Raw genomic sequence first — 21,412 nt, 5'->3', positions numbered from 1 at the left:
GTCGCTGCGCGACGGCCGTCGGGAACGGCCGGCACTGGTGCGACTGGCGCGTCGCGCAGCGACTGCAGGATGGTAGGCGGGGCTTTCAAGCCCCGACGCGGCGGCACGACGACATCAACATGCAATCGCCCCGGTAGGCGGCGGCCCGGCATGGCGGCGGGGCAGGCCCTGCCGCTACCGTACCCCTAACCTACGCCCAGGGGGCGGTTTCAGGGGCTCGTGATGGATCTCAGCGTGCTTGGTTTCACCTCTGCTCTGGATCTGGCTGCCAGCATTCGCCGCAAAGAGCTTTCGCCCGTCGAGGTGATCGACGGCGTCCTCGCCCGCATCGCGCAGCTTGACCCTGCCCTCAACGCCTTCTCGCAGGTGCTGGCGGCTGATGCCCGCGCCGCCGCGCAGCGCGCCGAGGCCGCCGTGCAGCGCGGCGACGACCTCGGGCCGCTCCACGGGGTGCCGGTCGGCGTCAAGGATCAGATGAACGTGACCGGCGCCAAAGTCACGTTCGGGACGCACCTGTTGGCCGACTACGTCGCCACGGAAGATGCGCCGGTCGTGGCGAACCTCCGCAAGGCCGGGGCTGTCGTCGTCGGCATGACGACGATGCCCGAGTTCGGGTGGAACGGCATCAGCTGGAGCCCGCTCTACGGCATGACCCGCAACCCCTGGAACCTGGAGCGGTCGGCGTCCGGGTCCAGCTCCGGCAGCGGTGCGGCGGTGGCGGCTGGCATCGTCCCGCTGGCCGTCGGGTCGGACGGCGCGGGGTCGATCCGGATGCCGGCCAGCTTCTGCGGCATCGTGGGCCTCAAGCCGACCTATGGGCGGGTCGCGATGTTCCCGGTCTCGGTGAGCGAGCTGGTCACCCACTACGGTCCGATGACGCGGACCGTCCGCGACAATGCCGCGATGCTCAGCGCCATCGCCGGCCCGGACCTGCGCGACCCGCACTGCCTGCCGGCCAGCAACGAGGACTACCTGGCGTCGTGCGAGGGCGGCGTCCGGGGACTCAGGATCGCGTTCAGCCCGGATCTCGGCTACGCGAAGGTGAACCCCGAGGTGGCGGCCGTGGTCGCGGCGTCCGTCACGCGTTTCGAGGAGCTTGGCGCAACGGTGGTGCAGGCGAACCCCGGCTTCTCCGATCCGATCTGGGCTGCCGACCAGTACCTCTGGGCCGGCGCGGCCAACCGGGCCTACGACCGCCTGGACGAGATGCGCGACAAGATGGACCCGGGCTTCGTGCAGGCCGTCGAGCTGCTGTCAACGCGGACCCTGTTCGACGGCAGCAAGGCTCGCCTTGTGCGGTTGGACCTTGCTGCCACGATGGGCCGCTTCTTCGGGCAGTACGACTTGCTGGTGACCCCGACGATGGCGGATCTGCCGTTCGGGCTGGACCGGTCTGCGCCGGAGTACGGACCGTCGCTCGGCTGGACGCCGTTCACCTACCCGTTCAACCTGACCGGCGAGCCGGCGATCACGGTGCCGGCCGGCCTCAGCGCTGATGGGCTGCCCATCGGGATGCAGATCGTGGGGCCGCGCTTCTCCGAGGGGCGGGTGCTGCGGGCGGCCGCCGCGTTCGAGGCGGCTCAGCCGTGGGCTGACCGCCGGCCGCCGACATCGTAGGGCAAAGATGCGGCCCTCACCCCCCTGCCGCCTCCGGGGTGTGGGCCTGCCGGCAGCGCTCGAACGCCTCCAGCGCCCGGTTGATGAAGCGATCGGTGCTGCCGAGATAGGCGAGCGGATCGAGCGCGGCGCGGATCTCGTCGGCTGACAGCGGGCCGGCGATCTTCTCGTCGGCCAGCGCGACGGCCTCCAGATCGTCCGCCTGCCTGACGGCTCGCTGGCAGGCCGCCTGCACGGCATGGTGGGCCTCGGCCTTGCCGATCCGCCCCGCGAGCGCCATCGAGAGCGATTCGGCCATCAGCAGGCCGCGTGTGACGCCGAGATTGTCCAGCATCCGGTCGGCGTGGACTTCGAGACCGGCCAGCGAGAGCCTGACCCGTTCGACGGCCCCGGCCGCGTAGCCGAACAGCTCGGGGAGGGCCGCCCACTCCGATTGCCACCCGCCGATCGCCCGTTCGTGCTCCTGCATCAGCGAGGCCGAGATCACGGGGACCAGCCCGAGCGCCAGCCGCGCTGCCGCCACAGCGGCCACCGTATCGACCGGATTGCGCTTGTGCGGGAGCGTCGAGGAGCCGCCCTTGCCGGGCGCGCTGCCCTCAGCCACCTCGCCCAGCTCGGTCTGGCTGAGCAGCAGGATGTCCTGGGCGATCTTGCCGACGGCCCCCGCCACGATCCCGACGCCGGCCGCCACTTCTACGATCCGGTCGCGCTCGGCGTGCCAGGGCAGGTCCGGGGTCGGCAGACGCAGCTCGTCGCCCAGGATCTCGGCCACCAGCGCGCCATCCTCTCCCAGCGAGGCCAGCGTTCCGGCCGCCCCGCCGAACTGGAGCGCCAGCGTCTCCTGCTGGAGTCTGCGTAGCTTCTCGATCTGACGGGTGGCCACCGTCAGCCAGCGGGCGGCCCGCAGCCCAAAGGTGATGGGCAGGGCCTGCTGGAGCAGCGTGCGGCCGGCCATCGGCGTCCCTCGGTGCCGCTCGGCGAGGCCGGCGGCGCTCGCGCCGATCTCCAGGAGCCCGTCGATCAGCAGGCCCAGGCCGTCGCGGATCTGGAGCATCAGCGCCGTGTCGATGACGTCCTGGCTGGTGGCGCCCCAGTGGACGTAGCGCGACGCCTCCCCGCCAACCTTCGCCGTCAGGGCTTTCGCCAGCGGGATCGCCAGCGTGCCGGCCGTGGCCGTCTCACGCAGCAGGGCTGGCACGTCGAACAGCTCGACGCGGCAGGCTGCTGCGATCTGCTCGGCGGCCTCGGGCGGGATCACGCCGGCCCGGGCTTCGGCCCGGGCCAGCCCCGCCTCGAAGTCGAGCATGCGCTGGACGTGGCCCTCCCCGGAGAAGAGGGCCAGCATCGGGGGCGTGGAGTAGAGGACCGCACCGAGATCGTTCATGCTAGATGTTGAAGTAGACGATCTCGCCGGGGCCCTGGAGGATGATGTCCAGCCGGTAGACGGTCCTTCCGCCCTCCTCCGACCGTGCGGCGATCAGCGTCTGCCGGCGCTCGGACGGGACCAGCGCGAGGATCGGGTCCGCCGCGTTGGCATCCTCGTCCCCGAAGTACAGGCGTGTCTGGGCGTGGTTGAGCATGCCGCGCGCGTGGATCGTCACCGAGAGGTGCGGCGCCTGCATCGTCCCGCCGTCGAACGGCACCGGACCGGGCTTGACGGTCTCGAACCAGTACAGGCCGGTGTCGTCCGTGCCGGAGCGTCCCCAGCCAGTGAACTCGGGATCGAGCGGCAGCTCGCGGGTGTCGCGCGGGTGGTTGAACCGTCCGTGCGCATTCGCCTGCCAGATCTCGATCATGGCGTCCGGCACCGGCGCGCCTGCGCCGTCGAGCACGCGGCCCTCAACGCGGATCCGCTCGCCCTCGGTCCCGTCCGTGGTGAGGGTGTTCAGCGGATCGCGCAGCAGGGCCGGCGCGAAGAACGGCCCGACTGTCTGGGTGGGAGTCACGCCGAGCGTGGGCACCTCGCGCGCCCCGGAAGCCGTCGACGAGCCGCTCATGCGGGATCCTCCAGCGGGGCCGGCCACTTCTCATCGAATGGCGTGGCCTCCGGGCCGTGCAGCACGATGTCCCAGCGATACCCGAGCGCCCACTCTTCCTCGGTGACGTTGTGGTCGTAGGCGGCGACCATCCGCTGCCGGGCGGCGTCGTTCGGGACGCCGTGGAAGATCGGGTCCAGCGAGAACATCGGATCGTCCGGGAAGTACATCTGAGTCACCAGCCGCGACACCAGCGACCGCCCGAACAGCGAGAAGTGGATGTGGGCCGGCCGCCAGGCGTTCGGGTGGTTCTTCCAGGGGTAGAGGCCGGGGCGAACGGTCAGGAAGCGGTAGACGCCGTTCGCATCGGTCAGGGTGCGCCCGATGCCGAGGAAGTTTGGATCGAGCCGGCCGGGCCACTGGTCGTTCTTGTGGATGTAGCGGCCGGAGGCGTTGGCCTGCCAGATCTCCAGCAGCGTGTTCGGGATCGGGCGGCCCCGTGCGTCGAGCACACGTCCCGTCACGATGATCCGCTGGCCGATGGCCTCGCCGCCGGTGCCGGAGTTCGTGGTCATGTCGGCATCCTCGGGCGTCACCCGGCTCATGACCGGCCCCGGCCCGGTCAGCTCGGAGAGCGTGAGCGGCACCTCGACCAGCGGCAACGTCGGTGCGCGCAGCCTGGTCGATTGGTAGGCGGCGTAGAGGTACGGCGGGAAGACCTCGCGGTCCCCGCGCACGATCTGACCGATGGTCGTCGTGAGGGTCGTCATGGTCAGGCGCTCCATCCTGGCACTATGGCCGCGGCGCCGATGCCGCGGTCCGGGTCACATGGTGGGGTCGAGGGGCAAGGTCTCGCGGCGGCGTCGGGGCGTCACGGGGTTAGCTGGTGGGGTCTGGGGGCGGGGTGGCGGCTGGCGTGCTGTCCAGGAGGTCATCTGGCACGTCGAGGATCGTCTTGGCGAGCGCGAACGCCCGGTTGGCGGCCGGCACGCCGGCGTAGACGGCGACGTGCATCAGCACTTCGGCGATCTCGCGCGGGTCAACGCCGATGTTCTTGCTGGCGCGGAAGTGCAGCTCCAGCTCCTCGGAGCGGCCCAGGCCGGCCAGCAGCGCGATGGTCACCAGGCTGCGCGTGCGCCGGTCGAGGTCCGGGCGGGTCCAGACCATGCCCCAGGCGGTCTCGGTGATGTAGTGCTGGAAGTCACGGTCCAGCGAAGTCTGTCGGGCGGTTGCCCGTGCAACGTGCTCGGCGCCGAGCACCTCGGTTCGGACCTGGAGTCCTGCTTCGTAGCGGGATGCCGATGCGTCGTCAGCCATCGTCAACCTCAGCGTTGGTGCACGTCCTGAAAGGTACTCCCTCGCGGGGGCCGGATGCTCGCCGGGGGCGCCGCACACCAGGGCAATCGCATGATGAGTGCGTCGTGCAGCGTCGTCGGGGCTTTCAAGCTCTGACCGCTCGTTTGACGGCGTTTTGGGAACACCAACGAACAGGCAAGCGCTCTGACCGCGGCGGGCCGATGGGGGCAGGGGATACTCGGCCCGGGCTACGCTTCTCCGCGCAGGAGGTGCAGGGATGGCAGCAAGCAGGACATCGCTCGGCCCGCGCGACGCCGTCATCGTTGGGTACGTGCGGACGCCGTTCGGTCGGCACGGCGGCGCCCTGGCCAGACTCCGACCGGACAGCATGGCCGCGCAGGCGATCTCGGCGCTGGTGCAGCGGACCGGCATCGATCCATCCACCGTGGACGACGTCATCATGGGCTGCGCCAACCAGGCGGGCGAGGACAACCGGAACGTCGCGCGGATGGCGCTGCTGCTGGCCGGTCTCCCCATCGAGGCGCCCGGCCAGACCGTTAACCGGCTGTGCGGCTCCGGCCTTCAGGCCGTCAACGCGGCGGCGCAGGCGATCTGGAGCAACCAGGGCGACCTGTTCATTGCCGGCGGCGTCGAGAGCATGACCCGCGCCCCCATCGTGATGCTGAAGGCCGACGCGGCCTACGTGCGCGGCGTCCCCGAGATGGCCGATTCGACGCTCGGCTGGCGGTTCCCGCATCCGCGGCTCGAGGCCAGCGGGCACACCTGCTCCCTGGGCGAGACGGCCGAGAACGTGGCCGAGCGCCGGGCTGTCTCCCGCGCCGACCAGGACCAGTTTGCGCTGCTCAGCCAGCAGAAGGCCGCCCGCGCGATGGCGAACGGCACGCTGGCGCAGGAGATCGTGGCGACGACGGTCCCAGGCGGCCGGCGCGGCGAGAGCGTGACCGTCGAGCAGGACGAACACCCTCGCCCAGACACTACCCTGGAGGGGCTGGCGAAGCTGCGGCCGGCCTTCGCGAAAGACGGCTCCGTCACGGCCGGCAATGCGTCGGGCCTGAACGATGGCGCGGCGGCGCTGCTGGTCACCTCCGCCGAGCGCGCCCGCGACCTCGGCCTGCAGCCGCTGGCGCGGATCGTCAGCACGGCTGTCGCTGGCGTCCGCCCGGACGAGATGGGCCTCGGGCCGATCCCATCGTCGGCGCTGGCCCTCAAGCGGGCCGGCCTCGCCGCGTCAGACCTGGAGCTGGTCGAGGCGAACGAGGCGTTCGCCAGCCAGGTCGTCGCGTCGCTCAACGAGCTGGGCCTGGACTGGCGAGACGAGCGGCGCGTCAACCCGAACGGCGGCGCAATCGCGCTGGGGCACCCACTGGGGGCGTCTGGCGCGCGGCTGGCCGGCACGGCGACGCTGGAGCTGGGACGGCGCGGCGGAGGCTACGCCCTGGTGACGATGTGCATCGGGGTGGGGCAGGGGATCGCGACGATCATCGAGGGCGTGGCCTGACGGGGGGCGTGATCCACGACCAGCGCCTGTCGGATGTACTAGACTAGGCGCCAACACTCGCCAGACAGGCTCAGCGACGGAGGACGACGATGCCACTGATTACCGTGCACATGTTCGAGGGGCGAACGGTCGAGCAGAAGCGCGAGCTGGTTGCGGCCATCACCGAGGCGGTGGTCCGCATCGCCAAGACCACCCCGGAGGCGACCGAGGTCATCATCACCGACGTGCCGAAGCACAACTGGGCGCACGCTGGCAAGCTCGCGTCGGACTAGCTCCAGGATGCAGTAACGCTCCAGGTGGCAATCAGTGCAACCTGGAGCGTATCAATCTGCGCGGGGTGGCACGAAATCCGGCGGGCGACGCTAGCGCAGCACCCGGCGGTGGCGTGGTGTGAGGCCATCCTGCGTCAGCACCGTTGGCCGGGTGGCCCACAGCGCGCTGACGACGAACGTGGCGACCAGTCCTGAAAAGCCCGAGATCAGCATTGCGAAGTCCATGGCTCAGCGATCCTTCGCGGCGCTCCGTGTGGCCCGGAGCTGCTCCCTTAGTAGGTCAAACGCAGACTGCATGCCATCCAGGGACAGTCTTTCGGACCGGTTGGCAGCGCCCCAACCGGCCGGAACCGCCCATCCAGATGGCCGGCGGCGATGCGCCGCAAGTGGTACGCACATTGCGCTTCAATGTCCTATAGAGGGGAAGAGTGGCGGTGAACGAAGCAGAATGGGCGCATGCTGAGCGGTTGGCCGAGCTGCTGCTCGAACAACTCGAAGCGCTACGACTGTCGGAGCATGCGGAGGCCGTCATCCTGACCGCCGTGGCGCGGCGGCTCGTGCGGCGGATGGTCGAGCTGACCGAGGTTATCGAGAGCGAGGCGCGCGAGCTGAACGATCTCAGCGCGCTCCAGATGGCCACGGCCGTGCAGGCGCTCGGCCCGGCCATCGACCAGGCGCTGGATCAGGTCGAGTCGCATGGGCGGTTCGGCCTGATGCCGGCCCGCGCGCCGATGCGCCTGCCCCCGCCGCCCCACGCACCCCGCGAAGGCGAGGCGACCGGCACGGACGATCCCCCGCCACCCCGGCGGCTGTATCCGCCGGGGACGCGCCCCCGCCGTCCCCACTTTCCCACCTAGCGCCAGGACGGCTGCCTGGTCGTTCGCGCTCCCAGGGCGCAACGGCATGAGCGGTCGGGGCATGAAAGCCCCGACGAGGCCCGGGGCCATCGTTCGGTGAGACGTCGAGCAGCCGGACGGCGCGACAGGTTACAACCGCGTCACGCTGGCGTGGCGTTCCGGGCTCACTGACGGTTTCCCGATGTATACGGGAATTCCCTCGCGGAAATCCGCGTTGCATCGGTCACCGAAATCCGTCACCGTTCGGGCGTGGATCGTGCTGGTGCATTGCGGCCAGAGCATGGTCGAGTATACTTCTCAGGTTGCGCTGTGTCGGCCGACACTCGGATTTGGACGGCCGCGTGGCGCACTTTTTGCCTTGCCAGCCGACGCCTGGTGGCCGTCGCCGCCGGCCTTTGAGGTGTGATTCGATGGCCGTCTATCAGTCTGAAGACCGACAACGTATGCGACGCCTTCGTGCAGAGAAGGCGATTCAGCTCGCGATGCAGAACAAGTGGCAGGAGGCTGCCGATCTGAACCGGCAGATCCTGGAGCAGTTCCCGGACGATGTCGATACCCTGAACCGGCTCGGCAAGGCGTTGATGGAGCTCGGGCAGTATGCCGACGCCCGCGATCAGTACGCGAAGTCGACGAAGATCGATCCGAGCAACGGCATCGCGGCGAAGAACCTTGTCCGCTTGACGAAGCTGGCCGAAGATGTGGCCTCGGCGCCGGTGGTGGCGGTGTCCCACTCCCGGACCGTCGATCCGAGCCTCTTCATCGAGGAGAGCGGCAAGACGGCGGTGACCGACCTGGTTGACGTCGCGCCGTTCCAGCGGATCGCCACGCTGACGGCCGGCGACAAGCTGTCCGTGGTGGTGGACAGCGGCGTCGTGCGGCTGATCGCCGAAGGCGACGTGCTGGTCGGCCAGCTTGAGCCGAAGATCGCACAGCGGGTGCTGCGGCTGGTGACGGCCGGCAACCGCTACGGCGCTACCATCACGTCGATCGACGAGCACCACGTGCGGATCATCATCCGTGAGGAGTTCCGCCACCCGAGCATGCGCTCGCGGCCGTCCTTCCCGACGCAGGCGGCGCTGGTGCGGCCCGACACCCGTGACAGCGTCTTCCGGCCGGACATGGACGACGAGGACGACGACTCGATGGATGACGGCGATGTCGATACGGAGACGGTCGACGTCGCGGATGGAGACGGCGAGGCGGGCAACAGCGCCGACGAGCACGACTCGGACGAGGACTCGTAGGAGACGGGTGTCAGGCGTCAGGAAACGGTGGGCGACACGCACCTACCCTTGTCGTCCTGGGCGCAGCGAAGGATCTCACCCGCTGACCGTCAAGCTCGCGTCAGCGGGTGAGGTCCTTCGCTGCACTCAGGATGACAATTGCTGCTTGCACGCTTACAACAGAATCGACGGCCTGACGCCTCGCTACACCGCCCGCAACTCGGCGGCGGACGGGTGCAGCGCCACCTTCAGCACCTCGTCCATCATCTCGACCGGCACGAACGTCAGCTCGTTGCGGGCATCCTCAGGCACCTCGTCCAGGTCTTTTAGGTTCTGGCGCGGCAGCACGAACGTCTTGATGCCGGCGCGGTGTGCGGCCACCACCTTCTCGCGGATGCCGCCCACCGGCAGTACCCGCCCGCGCAGCGTGATCTCGCCGGTCATCGCCACCTCGCGGTGGGATGGCCGCCGCGTCAGGCCTGACACGAGCGCCGTCGCCATCGTGATGCCGGCCGAGGGGCCGTCCTTCGGGATCGCGCCGGCTGGCACGTGGATGTGCACGTCCATCGTCTCGTAGAAGCGGGGTGCCAACCCCAGCTCGGTGGCGCGGACGCGGGCGTAGCTCAGGGCGGCGATGGCCGACTCCTTCATGACGTCGCCGAGCTGCCCGGTGGTGACGAGCTGGCCCTTGCCCTCCAGCAGCGAGACCTCGACGGTCATCACGTCGCCGCCGGCCGGCGTCCACGAGACGCCCGTCGCGATGCCGGTCTCGTCGCGCTCCTCGGCCAGGTTGCGGGTGTACCGCTTCGGCCCGAGCAGCTCCTCCAGGTTCTTGAGCGAGACCGTTGTGCGGCGGGTGTCGCCCGTCGCCACCTTGCGGGCCACCTTCCGGCAGATCGTGCTGATCTGGCGTTCGAGGTTCCGGACGCCGGCCTCGTGGGTGTACTCGCGGATGATGTGGCGCAGCGCTTCCTCGGTGAAGCGGAGCTGATTGCCGCTCAGGCCGTGCTCGCGGGTCTGGCGCGGCACCAGGAACCGCCGCGCGATCTCGTGCTTCTCGTCCTCGACGTACCCAGGCAGCTCGATCACCTCCATGCGGTCGCGCAGGGCCGGCGGGACCGGATCGAGGATGTTTGCCGTCGTGACGAACATCACCTTCGAGAGATCGTAGGGCACGTCCAGGTAGTGGTCCGAGAACGAGCCGTTCTGCTCCGGGTCCAGGACTTCGAGCAGCGCCGCCGAAGGGTCGCCGCGAAAGTCGGAGCCGAGCTTGTCGATCTCGTCCAGCATGAAGACGGGGTTGATGGTGCTGGCCTGCCGCATCGTCTGGAGCACGCGGCCGGGCAGCGCGCCGATGTAGGTGCGGCGGTGGCCGCGGATCTCGGCCTCGTCGCGGACGCCGCCCAGGGAGACCCGCACGAACTTCCGCCCGATGGCCTCGGCAATCGCCTTCCCGAGGCTGGTCTTGCCAACCCCCGGCGGCCCCACGAAGCAGAGGACCGGGCTCCGCATCTTATCGGCCGCCAGCTTGCGGACGGCCATGAACTCCAGGATGCGCTCTTTGACGCGCTGCAGGCCGTAGTGGTGCTGATCGAGCACGCGGGCCGCCCGATCGATGTCGAGCTGATCCTCGGTGGCCTTCGACCAGGGCAGGCCAGCCAGCCACTCCAGGTAGCTGCGGACCATGCCTACTTCTGGAGACATCGTCGGCATCATCGCCAGGCGCTCAAGCTCCTCGTCAGCCTTGGTGCGGACCTCCTCGGGCAGGCCGGCCGCGTCGAGCTTCTCGCGCAGCTTCGCGACCTCGCGGCCCTGGGCGTCGGTCTCGCCCAACTCCTTCTGGATCGCCTTGAGCTGCTCCCGCAGGAAGTACTCGCGCTGGTTCTTGTCGACCTCGGACTGCACCTGCGAGTGGATCTTGTTCTGCAGCTCCAGGACGTCCAGCTCGCGGGCCAGCAGCATGCTGGCCTTGTGCAGCCGCTCTACGGGATCGAGCGTTTCGAGGATCTCCTGGCGGTCCGCCACCGAGAGCTCGAGGTCCGAGACGACGAAGTCAGCCAGCCAGCCTGCCTGATCGATGTTGATGGCGGCGACGTAGTGATCGTCCGGAATCGAGCGGCTGAGCTTGACCACCTTCTCATACATGCCGATGACGGCACGGATCAGCGCGCTGGCCTCTTCGCCTTCCGCCTCTGGCTCCTCGATGGGGACTATCTGGAGCCTCAGGTACGGCTCGTCCGCCTCGATGCCGACAACGCGCACCCGCCGCTGCCCCTGGACCAGCGCCGAGGTCGAGCCGTCCGGCATCTTGAGCATGCGCCCGACGACCGCTTCCGTGCCGATGGTGTAAAGGTCGCCCTCCCCAGGCCGCTCGATCTCCGGGTCGCGCTGCGCCAGCACGACCAGCGTGCGCTCGCCGCCCATCGACTCCTCGATGGCGCGCAGGGAGCGGTCACGGTCGACGAAGAGCGGTGTCACGACGTGCGGGAACAGGACGGTATTCCGCACGGGGAGAATCGGCAGTACGAGCGCACGGGCGCTCGCCTTCCTTTTGCGACGCGGCATCAGCACGGGCTCCCAAGGGCGGGGCGATCTCTGACACGCTGCGCCCAGATGAGGCAGTATACCGTCCCCGGGGCGGCTCCGGACGCAGATTGTCTCAGGATTGCGTCAGAAACTCGATCTTACGTTGCGCTACGGCTCGCGTGGAAACGCCCGGAACGCTCGCAGCGGCGCGCCCTCGCCCGGCTCGCCGGGCAGCGGCGTCAGCCGGTAGCGCTTCTGTGCCATCGGCACCGTTTCGGCCCGCAGGATCAGCCGGCGAGAATCGCTGCCGCGCCGCCCAACTGGCAGGGCGTCGTCGTCAAGATCGACGGTGTCGAACTCCTGGCCGGTGACCGAGAAGGCGTAGCGCAGGTGCGAGAGCATCCGGCCGCCGGACATCGTCAGCAGGTCGTTGAGGTTTTCGTCCAGGTAGAGCCGCTCGCTGCGGGGACCACTGCCGGCGACGGCCTGGAGCACGGCGAGGTACGGCCCGTTGTGCTTGTCCACACGGCTGAGACGCTCGGTCTCGTACTCGCGGAAGGCCGATATCGAGCCGGCCGCCAGCACCAGCGGCGTGCCCAGGAGGACCGCCAGGCCGAGCCAACGGCCGACCTCCGAGAAGCGTCTGACGGTCGACAGCCACTCCGCGAGCCAGACCAGCCCGAGCGAGATCATCACCATGCCGAGCGGCAGGAGCGTGGCGTAGTGGCGCAGGCGTGGCACAATCGGCTCAAGGCGGCCGTTCAGCAGCGAGACGATCGCGATCACGGAGACCGTCACGGCGAGCGGCAGCCACGCGCCACGCCGGGCCGCGACCCACAGCCCGAGCAGCGCGAGTCCGACTCCGACGAAGACGTACGGCGACAGCAGCAATGATGGGTCGCCCTCGATCTCCGTCGTGCGGCTCCCCAGCACCAGGGCCTGTGACCGCAACAGCTCCAGCAGGCGGTCGCCCCAGGCCCAAAGCGTCCAGGCGTCCTCGCCGACGTACCGCTCGATGCGGTTGCCAGAGGTGCTGACCGTCCCTGCTCCGAACAGCAGGCTGTACGCGACGAGGTTGCCGACCATCAGCAGGGCGGCGGCGGCCGTCGCCAGCAGGAGCGGGATGCTCGGCCAGCCCACGCGGCTGGCCGAGCATCCCGCCCGGCGCACCTGCCCCAGCAGCGGCAGCACGACGGCCAGCGCCACGCCCGGGCCAACGGCCAGCGCTGACATGGCCGTCTGGAGTGCCAGCCCGAGCGCCGCGCCGCTCAACAGCAGGTCGCGATTCGAGCGGTGCGTGATGGCCCGGTGTGCCAGCCACAGCCCGAGCATCGTGAAGAGCGGCGTCAGCGAGTTCGAGTAGGCGATGCGGCTGCTGGTGGCGATGTGCGGGCCGGAGAAGACCAGCAAGAAGGCGGCGATCAGCCCGATCAGCCGGCCGCGCATCTGACTGCCCCCGCCCACCTGCCCGAGATCCCGTCCCAGGAGGTACGTCGGGATCACCGTCAGCACGCCGGCCGTCAGCACGACGAGTCGGCCAGCCTCGATCTTCGGCCCGACGACCATGAAGGCCAGGGCCACCAGATACGTGAACAGCGAGCCGATGTGCGGCGCATACCCCACCAGCGGCAGGCCGCCCTCTCGGAGCAGTCGCAGCCCGAGCACGACTTCCAGCGTCTCGTCGGAGAGGCGGGGAACGACCATCAGCCCGTCGAGCCTGATGGCCGCTGCAACGATCAGCAGGATGCCGATACCTGCGATCTCAAGGCGATTGGCGATGCGGGGTCCGATCCAGCTGCGCGCCTGAGCACGCCGGCGCGGGACAGCGAGGGTTGCGGCTCCGATCATCAACCTCCAGCCGGGGAACACGCGGCGGAGGCGGAGTGTACCGGAATGCCAGCCGGCCTGTCAGACATTTGGCAGACATGTGGGACGGCCCGGGCGAATCCGTGCCCGAGCCGCTCGGCTGCGCGCAGTTGACATGGTCGGCGCGAGACGTTGCCTGACCGACTCTGCAGCCGGTGAGCCACTCACCTTTCGTCAGAGGCTGACCGCCGCGTGAGGCGCGCCGCGCAGAGGGTGCGTGCGGCCGGCTGGGCCAGAAATCAGGGTCTTGACAAGACGCCAGAGCAGCGCGTAGCCTTGCCGCACGGTCGACCGTCGACTATGTCGTCAGACAGCATCGGCCGCCAGGGTGGTGGACAGTGACGTCCGAGACCGCTGTGCTCGACGAGGTTGCAGCCAGCATTGCCGTACGCGCGGCCGGCCTCCGCGACGAAGTCGTTGGGGCGATTGAGCGCGCCGTCTCCATCGGCGCGATCGCGCCCGGGCAGCGGCTTGTCGAGGCTGAGATCGCGCGGCAGATGGGCATCAGCAAGGCGCCCGTCCGCGAAGCGCTCCGCGAGCTTGAGCGCCTGGGGCTGGTGGTCAGCTACCCCCGGCGCGGCACCTTCGTCACCGAGATCACCCCGCTCGTCGTGAGCGAGGCGTTCAGCCTCCGCGCGGCGCTCGAAGTCTACGCTGGCAGACTGGCCATCCAACACTGGACCGAAAGCGACTTGCAGCAGATGGAGGCGCTCCTTGAGGAGGCGGATGCGACCCTCCACGACCAGCACGCGATCCTGCAGCGGGTCGAGCTGGACCTCTCGTTTCACGATCACCTGTTCCGGCTCAGCCGACACAAGCTGCTGCAGGAAGCGTGGACGAATCTCCGAGCCAAGATCCGCGTGCTGCTCGCGGCGACCGGTGTGCTCAGGGTGAGCGCAGCCGTCCCGAAACAGCCGCTCTCGTATCGACGCGGGCATGCCGCGCTGCTCGAGGCGCTGCGCTCGCGCGATCGGGACCGTCTCGAAGCCGAGACGATCCACCACCTTGCGGCCGGCGAGCAGATGCTGCTGGAGCACCTTGCCGACGACCGCGACGGCGGGCGGCCTGATGTGGCCGCGCTCGCCACCTGGTCAGCATCACGGCTGGCCCTGCCCACGGACCTCGACCACTCGCCATCAGGCGTCGTCGCCCCGAACGGGCGATCGTCCACCGTCGTTTCCGACGCGGCCCGAAACGGACCGGGCCGCACGCGTGCCACCCGCCGTCACTCGTAGTGGAGGGACTCCATCGTGGCTAGCACCCGGCGTTCGACTCGACGCGCGTTCCTCGTACAGACTGGCTTCGGCGCGGCCGGCATGGCGCTGCTGGCCGCCTGCGGGCAGCCCACGCCGCCGGCGGCCCCCGCGAAGCCGGCCGAGCCGGCCAAGCCCACTGAGGCCGCGAAGCCCGCTGAGGCGGCCAAGCCGGCCGCGCAGGCCCCGGCCCCGGCCGCCGCTGCCGCGCCGGCCAAGCCGGCTGAGGCTGCGAAGCCGGCGGCGGCTGCTCCGGCCGCTGCCGCCAAGCCGGCCGCCAACGCCCCGCTGCCGAAGTCGTACCTGCTGGACAAGCTGCCGGCCAACCTGACCGAAGCGCCCGCCCTTGCGGAGCAGGTCAAGGCCGGCAAGCTGCCCGCCCTCAAGGATCGCCTGCCCGAAGAGCCGGTTATCCTGGACCGCAAGGGCAAGTACGGCGGCGTGATGCGGACCGTCGGCAACTCCAAGGATCTCTTCATCTGGTCGCCGGTCAAGTACGGTGGCGCGATGCACGGCACGCCGCTGCGGCTGGCCCCGGACCTCGCGAACTGGGTGCCGAACGTCCTGAAGAACGTCGAGATGTCGAAGGACTTCAAGACCCTGACCGCGACGATGCGGAAGGGCATGAAGTGGTCGGACGGCCAGCCGCACACCGTCGCCGACTGGCAGTTCTGGTACGACCACGTCCTGACGGACAACGACGTCCACTCGGCGCTGCTCGGCCCGATCCGCCAGTACTTCACGGTGGGCGGTCAGTTGCTGAAGTTCGTCAAGGTGGACGACTACTCCTTCAAGTTCGAGTTCGCCGCGCCGATCCCCTCCTTCCCGCTGGTCAACTTCGCGCACGTGTTCGGCTTCTCGCACGACAACGCGGTGCCGGCGCACTACCTGAAGCAGTTCCATCTGAAGTACAACGACAAGGCGAACGAGCAGGCCAAGGCGGCCGGCTTCGAGTCCTGGGCGACGTGGTTCGTCTCGAAGAAGGAGCCGGACCAGAATCCCGAGGTGCCGCGCCTGGGTGCGTACGTCGTGGATCAGGTCTCGCCGCAGGCCGTCACCTACAAGCGCAACCCGTACTTCTGGATCGTGGACGCGGACGGCAAGCAGTTGCCGTACCTCGACGGCATGACGATGGAGCGCGTGGACGACGTCTCGGCCATCGAGGCGAAGGGCGTGGCCGGCAACTACGACTTCGTCTGCCTCGCGCTGACGATCAAGAACTTCAAGACCTACAAGGACGCCGAGGCGAAGGCCGGCTTCAAGACCTACACCTGGAAGAGCGGCAAGGGCGCCGAGATGCTCTTCAACTTCAACATGAACTACCCGGACGAGGCCTGGCAGAAGGTGTTCCGGGACGTTCGGTTCCGGCGGGCCATGTCCGTCGCGCTCAACCGCGAGGAGATGAACGAGGTCGTCTTCTTCGGGATGGGCACGCCGGCCCAGCTGACGGCGCACGCCACGTCGCGGGCGTACAAGCCGGAGTACGCGAAGGCCTACGCCCAGTACGACCCGGACATGGCGAACAAGCTGCTCGACGAGATCGGGTTGAAGATGGACCCGAGCACCAAGCTGCGCGCGCTGCCCGATGGCCGCCCGATGCAGATCGCGTTTGACTGGAACAACACCCAGTCCACGGCGCTGATGGAGATGGCCAGCGAGTACTGGCGGAAGGTCGGCGTGCAGGTCGATGCGAAGCCGGTGCTGCGGCCCGTCATCCGGCCAAAAATCGCCGCGAACCAGTTGATGATGTCGGCGTGGGGCGGCGATGAGGTGATCGACACGCTGCTGGCCCGCCGGCCCAAGTGGTTCGCGCCGATCTTCGGCGACGAGAGCACCTGGGCGCCGAACTGGGCCAAGTGGTACGTCACCAAGGGCAAGGAAGGTGAGGAGCCGATCCCGGAAGTCAAGTCCCTGTACGAGTGGATGGACAAGTACGCCGAGACGGACGACATTCAGTACGTGGACAAGCTGCTCGCCTCGCAGGCCGAGAACGTCTGGACCATCGGCACCGTGGCCGATGCGCCGGTCCCGCTGATGTTCAACAAGGACATGAAGAACGTCCCCGAGTCCGACTACTGGGTCTGGGACGCGCTGGACGGCTTCGAGAGCTACCCGGAAGCCTGGTACTTCGACCGGTAGCGTCGGAGGGTTCTACGCCCCCCGCGCTGGCCCCTCACCCCCCCTCACCCGCGTGCGGGAGATGATGTCGACGAAGTCGGTATTCGCGCCGCGCAGCGGGGCGGGGGGTGAGGGGCCAGCGCGGGGGTGAGGGGCGCCACCGCTGCCTATCCACCCAACCGCTTCACCATCCCGTACCCGAGGAGTCTGCCACCGACGATGAAGGGGTACATCGCGCGCCGATTCGCCTACATGCTGCTGCTGCTCCTGTTGGGCTCGATGGTCTCCTTCCTGGTGATCACCCTGCCCCCGGGGGACTACCTCTCGTACTACGTGGACCGCGTCTCGATGAGCGGCGCGACCATCAGCGAGGAAGATCTGGCCGGCCTGCGTGCCTTCTACGGGCTCGATCAGCCGGTGTACATCCAGTATTTCAAGTGGCTCAGCCGCGTGCTCCAGGGCGATCTTGGACGGTCGTTCGGCTGGAACCGGCCCGTTGCCGAGTTGATCTGGGAGCGTCTCGGCATGACGGTCCTGGTGGCGTTCGGGTCGTTGATCGTCACCTATGTGATCGCCATTCCCATCGGGATCTACTCGGCCGTCCGGCAGTACTCGATCCCAGACTATCTTGCCACCTTCTTCGGATTCATCGGCCTGTCGGTGCCGCCGTTCCTGCTGGCGCTGGTCGTGATGATGTTCTTCCACAACAACCTCGGGTTGTCGGTGGGCGGGCTGTTCTCGCCGGGCATGGAGCAGGCCCCGTGGAGCGTGTCCAAGCTCCTGGATCTGCTGGCCCACCTGCCGGTGCCGCTGCTGGTGATCGGGCTGTCGGGCACGGCCTGGCTGATCCGGACGATGCGCGCCACGCTGCTGGATGAGCTGCGGAAGCCGTACGTCCAGACGGCCCGGGCGAAGGGCGTCGAGGAGTGGGAGCTGCTGCGAACCTACCCGGTCCGGGTGGCCCTGGTGCCCATCGCGTCGACGGTCGGCTGGGCGCTGCCGGCCATCTTCTCCGGCTCGGTCATCGTCAGCATCGTGCTGAACCTGCCGACCATCGGGCCGCTGCTCTACAGCGCCCTCACCACCGAGGACATGTTCCTGGCCGCCAGCACCGTGATGATCTCGATGGCGCTGACGCTGGTGGGCACGTTCATCTCAGACATCCTGCTGGCGATCCTCGATCCGCGCATTCACTACACGTAGAAGGCCGCACCCGGCCCCCTCTCCGGCACGGAGAGGATGTCGGCACAGTCGATAGTCGCGCCGCGCAGCGGGCGGGGCGTGAGGTCATTCGGGAGATACCGTGGTAGCGACTGTAGGTCCGGCTGGCGCCGCCCCCGAGATCCTCGGGCGGCGCGAGCTCAAGGCGGAAGAGAAGATCTTCGTCGCCTCGCAGTGGCGGCTGATGTGGCTGCACTTCACCCGTCACCGCATGGCGATGGTGGGCCTATGGACCATCGTCGCCATGTACGCCATCACCCTCTGTCACGGGTTTGTCGCCCCGTACGACAAGGCGACGCGCTCGCAGTTCATTTTCCGCCCGCCACAGGCGTTGCACTTCTCGGACGAGCAGGGCTTCTCGCCGCGGCCGTTCGTCTACGGCACCGCCGTCCAGCGCGACCTCGCCACGATGTCGCGGACGTTCACGGACGATCCGAGCAAGCGGTTCTACGTCCAGTTCTTCGTGACCGGGGACACGTACTTCCTGCTCGGGTTCATCGAGACGACCACGCACCTGTTCGGGGTCGAGCAGGGCGGAACGCTCTACCTGATGGGCACCGACGACCTCGGGCGGGACGTCTTCTCGCGCATCCTGTACGGCGGCGCGATCTCGCTGTCGGTCGGGCTGGTCGGCGTGACCCTGAGCTTCGTGCTCGGCGTGATCCTGGGCGGCATCTCGGGGTACTACGGCGGGGCCGTGGACAACCTGATCCAGCGGCTGATCGAGTTCCTGATCTCGATCCCGACGATCCCGCTCTGGATGGGCCTGAGCGCCGCCGTCCCGACGGGCTGGGATCCTGTCAAGGCGTACTTCGCCATCACGCTGATCCTGGCCCTGACCAGCTGGCCGGGGCTGGCCCGCATCGTCCGCAGCAAGCTGCTGGAGATCCGCGGCGAGGACTTCGTGATCGCGGCGCGGCTCGGCGGCCTCAAGGACCGCGAGATCATCCTCAAGCACCTGCTGCCGGCCTCGCTCAGCTACCTGATCGTCCACATGACGCTGGCCGTCCCCGGCATGATCCTGGCCGAGACCTCGCTGAGCTTCCTGGGGCTGGGACTGCGTGCGCCGGTGGTGAGCTGGGGCACGATGCTCCAGGCCGCCCAGAATATCGGCGCGGTCAACTCCTACCCCTGGCTGATGTGGCCGGCCGGATTCGTCGTCGTGACGATCATGGCGTTCAACTTCATGGGCGACGGCCTGCGAGACGCCGCCGACCCGTACAAGGTGTAGCGCGATGAGCAGTCAGGAGTCGGCGGTCAGGAGCCAGGAGAAGGCCCAGTCCAGCAGGTCCGGGGCAGTCCCGCTGCCGCTGATCGAGCTGAAGGACGTCAAGACGCACTTCTTCCTGCGGGAGGGCACCGTCAAGGCGCTCGACGGCGTCAGCTTCACCATCAACCGTGGCGAGGCCCTGGGCGTGGTGGGGGAGAGCGGCTGCGGCAAGAGCGTCACCGCCCAGGCGATCCTCCGCATCGTGCCCGACCCGGGCAAGATCGTCGGCGGCGAGATCACACTGCACCGCTACGGCGCGGATGCCCAGGCGGGCAACGGGACGCGGAGCGGCCACACGAACGGCGCTGCCAGCGGCCCATCGCATGGCGCGGCCAGCGGCGCCATGCACGGCCACGCCGCGGCCAATCCCCAATCCAGCACCGTCAAGCTGACGGATCTCGATCCGCGCGGGCCGGCCATCCGGGCCATCCGTGGGGCCGAGATCGCGATGGTCTTCCAGGAGCCGATGACCTCGTTCAGCCCGGTCCACACCATCGGCTACCAGATCATGGAAGCGATCATCCTGCACCAGCAGGCGAACAAGCAACAGGCCCGCGAGCGCGCCATCGAGATCCTGGCGCGCGTCGGGATGCCGCGCCCGCACCAGGCGGTGGACGCTTACACCCACCAGCTGAGCGGCGGACAGCGGCAGCGCGCGATGATCGCGATGGCCCTCTCCTGCAACCCGAGCCTGCTGATCGCCGACGAGCCGACGACGGCGCTCGACGTCACGACGCAGGCGCAGATCCTGGACTTGCTGCGCCATCTCCAGGACGAGCTGGGCATGGCGATCATGTTCATCACCCATGACCTGGGGGTCATCGCCGAGATGACGAAGCGAGTGGTGGTGATGTACCTCGGGCGGGTGGTGGAGCAGGCTGACGTGGATACCTTGTTCCACGATCCGAAACACCCGTACACGCGCGCGCTCATCAACTCGGTGCCGCGCCTGGGGATGATGCAGGGACTGTTGCAGCCCATCGAGGGCTCGGTGCCCGATCCGTACAACATCCCGCGCGGCTGTGCGTTCCATCCGCGCTGCCCGAGCTTCATCCCGGGCCGCTGCGACACCACGGAACCGCGGTGGACGCCCCTCTCCGAGCATCATCAGGTACGGTGCCACCTCTATGAGTGACAGGACATGAGTGACGGGACGCAGAACGGCAGCACCAACGGAACGACGGCGCAGCTACAGGCCGACAGCGCGCCGAGCAACACGACCGATGGCTCGGTCCAGTCGCCCCAGGACGGCGATGTCCTGCTCCGCGTCGATAACCTGAAGAAGTACTTCCCGATCACCAAGGGCCTCTTCCGCAAACACATCGGCGAGGTCCGGGCGGTTGATGGCGTCAGCTTCTCGATCCGCGAGCGGGAGACCCTGGCGTTGGTCGGGGAGTCCGGCTGCGGCAAGACGACGACGGGCCGCTGCATCGTGCGGGCCATCGAGCCGAGCAGCGGCTCGGTCCAGTTCAAGACGGCAGACGGCCAGTGGACGGACCTGCTGGCGCAGCAGGGCGAGCCGCTCCGACAACTGCGCCGGCAGATCCAGATGATCTTCCAGGATCCGTACTCGTCGCTGGACCCCCGCATGACGCTGCTGCAGATCGTCGGGGAGCCGCTCGCGGCGTTCGGGGTGCGGGGCCGCGAGCTTGAGGAGCGGGTGGCGCAGCTCCTCTCGCTGGTGGGGCTGCGGCCTCAGTACATGCGGCGCTACCCGCACGCCTTCAGCGGCGGCCAGCGGCAGCGCATCGGCATCGCGCGGGCGCTGGCGCTCCAGCCAAAGCTGATCGTGGCGGATGAGCCGGTCTCGGCGCTGGATGTCTCGATCCAGGCCCAGGTGCTGAACCTGATGAAGCAGCTCCAGGCCCAGTTCGGGCTGGCCTACCTCTTCATCAGCCACAACCTGAGCGTGGTGGAGTACATCGCGCAGCGAGTCGGCGTGATGTATGTGGGGCAGCTGGTGGAGCTGGCCGAGACGAAGGAGCTGTTCGGCCGACCGCTGCACCCGTACACCGAGGCGTTGATGTCGGCGGTGCCGAAGCCTGACCCGCGCATGCAGAAGGCGCGCATCGTGCTGGAGGGCGAGGTCGCGGACCCTGCCAACCCGCCGTCAGGCTGCTATTTCCACCCGCGCTGCCCGTACGCCGTGGAGCGCTGCAAGGCGGAGCGGCCGGCCTTCCGCAATCTCGGAAGCAAGGATGGCGGCGACCATTTCGTGAGCTGCCACCGCGCCGAGGAGCTGTCACTCAAGGGGGTGGGCGCACCGACGCAGCCGCTGGCCGTGGTACCGTAGTCGGCCACTGCTTCTCAGGCGGCGAGGTCGATGGAATTCGAGTGGGATCCAGAGAAGGCGGCGCTCAACCTCCGACGCCACCGTGTGGCTTTCGCTGAAGCCATC

Annotated in this window: 17 protein-coding genes; 11 read left to right on the top strand and 6 right to left on the bottom strand. The window is 68.7% G+C overall.

Annotated elements, in window-relative coordinates; translation table 11 throughout:
- Positions 1-222 precede the first annotated feature (222 nt).
- The gene (locus tag IT306_23135) at positions 223-1,617 is read left to right on the top strand and encodes an amidase (protein MCC7371331.1); all 1,395 of its coding nucleotides are present in this window, start codon (positions 223-225) and stop codon (positions 1,615-1,617) included.
- A 16-nt stretch (positions 1,618-1,633) separates the two neighbouring features.
- On the opposite strand, the gene pcaB is transcribed toward IT306_23135, so the two are convergent.
- From pcaB to pcaC, 4 genes are all read right to left on the bottom strand, one after another.
- Positions 1,634-3,001, bottom strand: a complete 1,368-nt coding sequence (gene pcaB / locus IT306_23130) for a 3-carboxy-cis,cis-muconate cycloisomerase (protein MCC7371330.1) — start codon at positions 2,999-3,001, stop codon at positions 1,634-1,636.
- A gap of 1 nt (position 3,002) precedes the next feature.
- Positions 3,003-3,614, bottom strand: coding sequence for a protocatechuate 3,4-dioxygenase subunit alpha (gene pcaG, locus IT306_23125; GenBank protein MCC7371329.1), 612 nt, complete (start codon positions 3,612-3,614; stop codon positions 3,003-3,005).
- The gene (gene pcaH / locus IT306_23120) at positions 3,611-4,363 is read right to left on the bottom strand and encodes a protocatechuate 3,4-dioxygenase subunit beta (protein MCC7371328.1); all 753 of its coding nucleotides are present in this window, start codon (positions 4,361-4,363) and stop codon (positions 3,611-3,613) included. The genes pcaG and pcaH overlap by 4 nt, the downstream gene beginning before the upstream one ends.
- 109 nt (positions 4,364-4,472) lie before the next feature.
- Positions 4,473-4,910, bottom strand: coding sequence for a 4-carboxymuconolactone decarboxylase (pcaC, locus tag IT306_23115; GenBank protein MCC7371327.1), 438 nt, complete (start codon positions 4,908-4,910; stop codon positions 4,473-4,475).
- Between the two features lie 256 nt (positions 4,911-5,166).
- On the opposite strand from pcaC, the gene IT306_23110 reads away from it, so the two are divergent.
- From IT306_23110 to IT306_23095, 4 genes are all read left to right on the top strand, one after another.
- Entirely contained in the window at positions 5,167-6,408 is a 1,242-nt protein-coding gene (locus IT306_23110) for an acetyl-CoA C-acyltransferase (GenBank protein MCC7371326.1), read from the top strand.
- Between the two features lie 89 nt (positions 6,409-6,497).
- Positions 6,498-6,680 carry a 4-oxalocrotonate tautomerase gene (locus IT306_23105; protein MCC7371325.1) on the top strand — a complete coding sequence of 61 codons (183 nt, stop codon included), beginning with the start codon at positions 6,498-6,500 and terminating at the stop codon, positions 6,678-6,680.
- A 434-nt stretch (positions 6,681-7,114) separates the two neighbouring features.
- Positions 7,115-7,537 carry a hypothetical protein gene (locus IT306_23100; protein MCC7371324.1) on the top strand — a complete coding sequence of 141 codons (423 nt, stop codon included), beginning with the start codon at positions 7,115-7,117 and terminating at the stop codon, positions 7,535-7,537.
- A 443-nt stretch (positions 7,538-7,980) separates the two neighbouring features.
- Entirely contained in the window at positions 7,981-8,781 is an 801-nt protein-coding gene (locus tag IT306_23095; protein ID MCC7371323.1) for a tetratricopeptide repeat protein, read from the top strand.
- A gap of 183 nt (positions 8,782-8,964) precedes the next feature.
- Here the strand turns inward: IT306_23095 and lon are convergent, their stop codons facing one another.
- Complete coding sequence (gene lon / locus IT306_23090; GenBank protein ID MCC7371322.1) at positions 8,965-11,325, bottom strand: endopeptidase La; 2,361 nt, start codon at positions 11,323-11,325, stop codon at positions 8,965-8,967.
- 129 nt (positions 11,326-11,454) lie between these two features.
- On the bottom strand, positions 11,455-13,134 hold the full coding sequence (locus tag IT306_23085) for a glycosyltransferase family 39 protein (protein MCC7371321.1): 1,680 nt from the start codon (positions 13,132-13,134) through the stop codon (positions 11,455-11,457).
- 356 nt (positions 13,135-13,490) lie between these two features.
- Between IT306_23085 and IT306_23080 the strand changes: the two genes are divergently transcribed.
- From IT306_23080 to IT306_23055, 6 genes are all read left to right on the top strand, one after another.
- Positions 13,491-14,387 (top strand): GntR family transcriptional regulator, encoded by an 897-nt coding sequence (locus IT306_23080; protein ID MCC7371320.1) that lies wholly within the window; start codon positions 13,491-13,493, stop codon positions 14,385-14,387.
- Positions 14,388-14,402: 15 nt separating this feature from the next.
- Positions 14,403-16,544 carry an ABC transporter substrate-binding protein gene (locus tag IT306_23075; GenBank protein MCC7371319.1) on the top strand — a complete coding sequence of 714 codons (2,142 nt, stop codon included), beginning with the start codon at positions 14,403-14,405 and terminating at the stop codon, positions 16,542-16,544.
- Between the two features lie 198 nt (positions 16,545-16,742).
- Entirely contained in the window at positions 16,743-17,726 is a 984-nt protein-coding gene (locus IT306_23070; GenBank protein MCC7371318.1) for an ABC transporter permease, read from the top strand.
- A gap of 202 nt (positions 17,727-17,928) precedes the next feature.
- A complete protein-coding gene (locus IT306_23065; GenBank protein ID MCC7371317.1) occupies positions 17,929-18,975 on the top strand; it encodes an ABC transporter permease in 1,047 nt (348 codons plus the stop codon).
- A 4-nt stretch (positions 18,976-18,979) separates the two neighbouring features.
- Entirely contained in the window at positions 18,980-20,149 is a 1,170-nt protein-coding gene (locus IT306_23060) for an ABC transporter ATP-binding protein (GenBank protein MCC7371316.1), read from the top strand.
- A 6-nt stretch (positions 20,150-20,155) separates the two neighbouring features.
- Positions 20,156-21,307, top strand: coding sequence for an ATP-binding cassette domain-containing protein (locus IT306_23055; GenBank protein MCC7371315.1), 1,152 nt, complete (start codon positions 20,156-20,158; stop codon positions 21,305-21,307).
- The last annotated feature ends 105 nt before the right edge of the window (positions 21,308-21,412 follow it).

The organism is Chloroflexota bacterium, from assembly GCA_020850535.1.
In the GTDB taxonomy this organism is placed as follows: Bacteria; Chloroflexota; UBA6077; order UBA6077; family JACCZL01; genus JADZEM01.
This window is presented reverse-complemented; position numbering and strand designations above follow the sequence as displayed.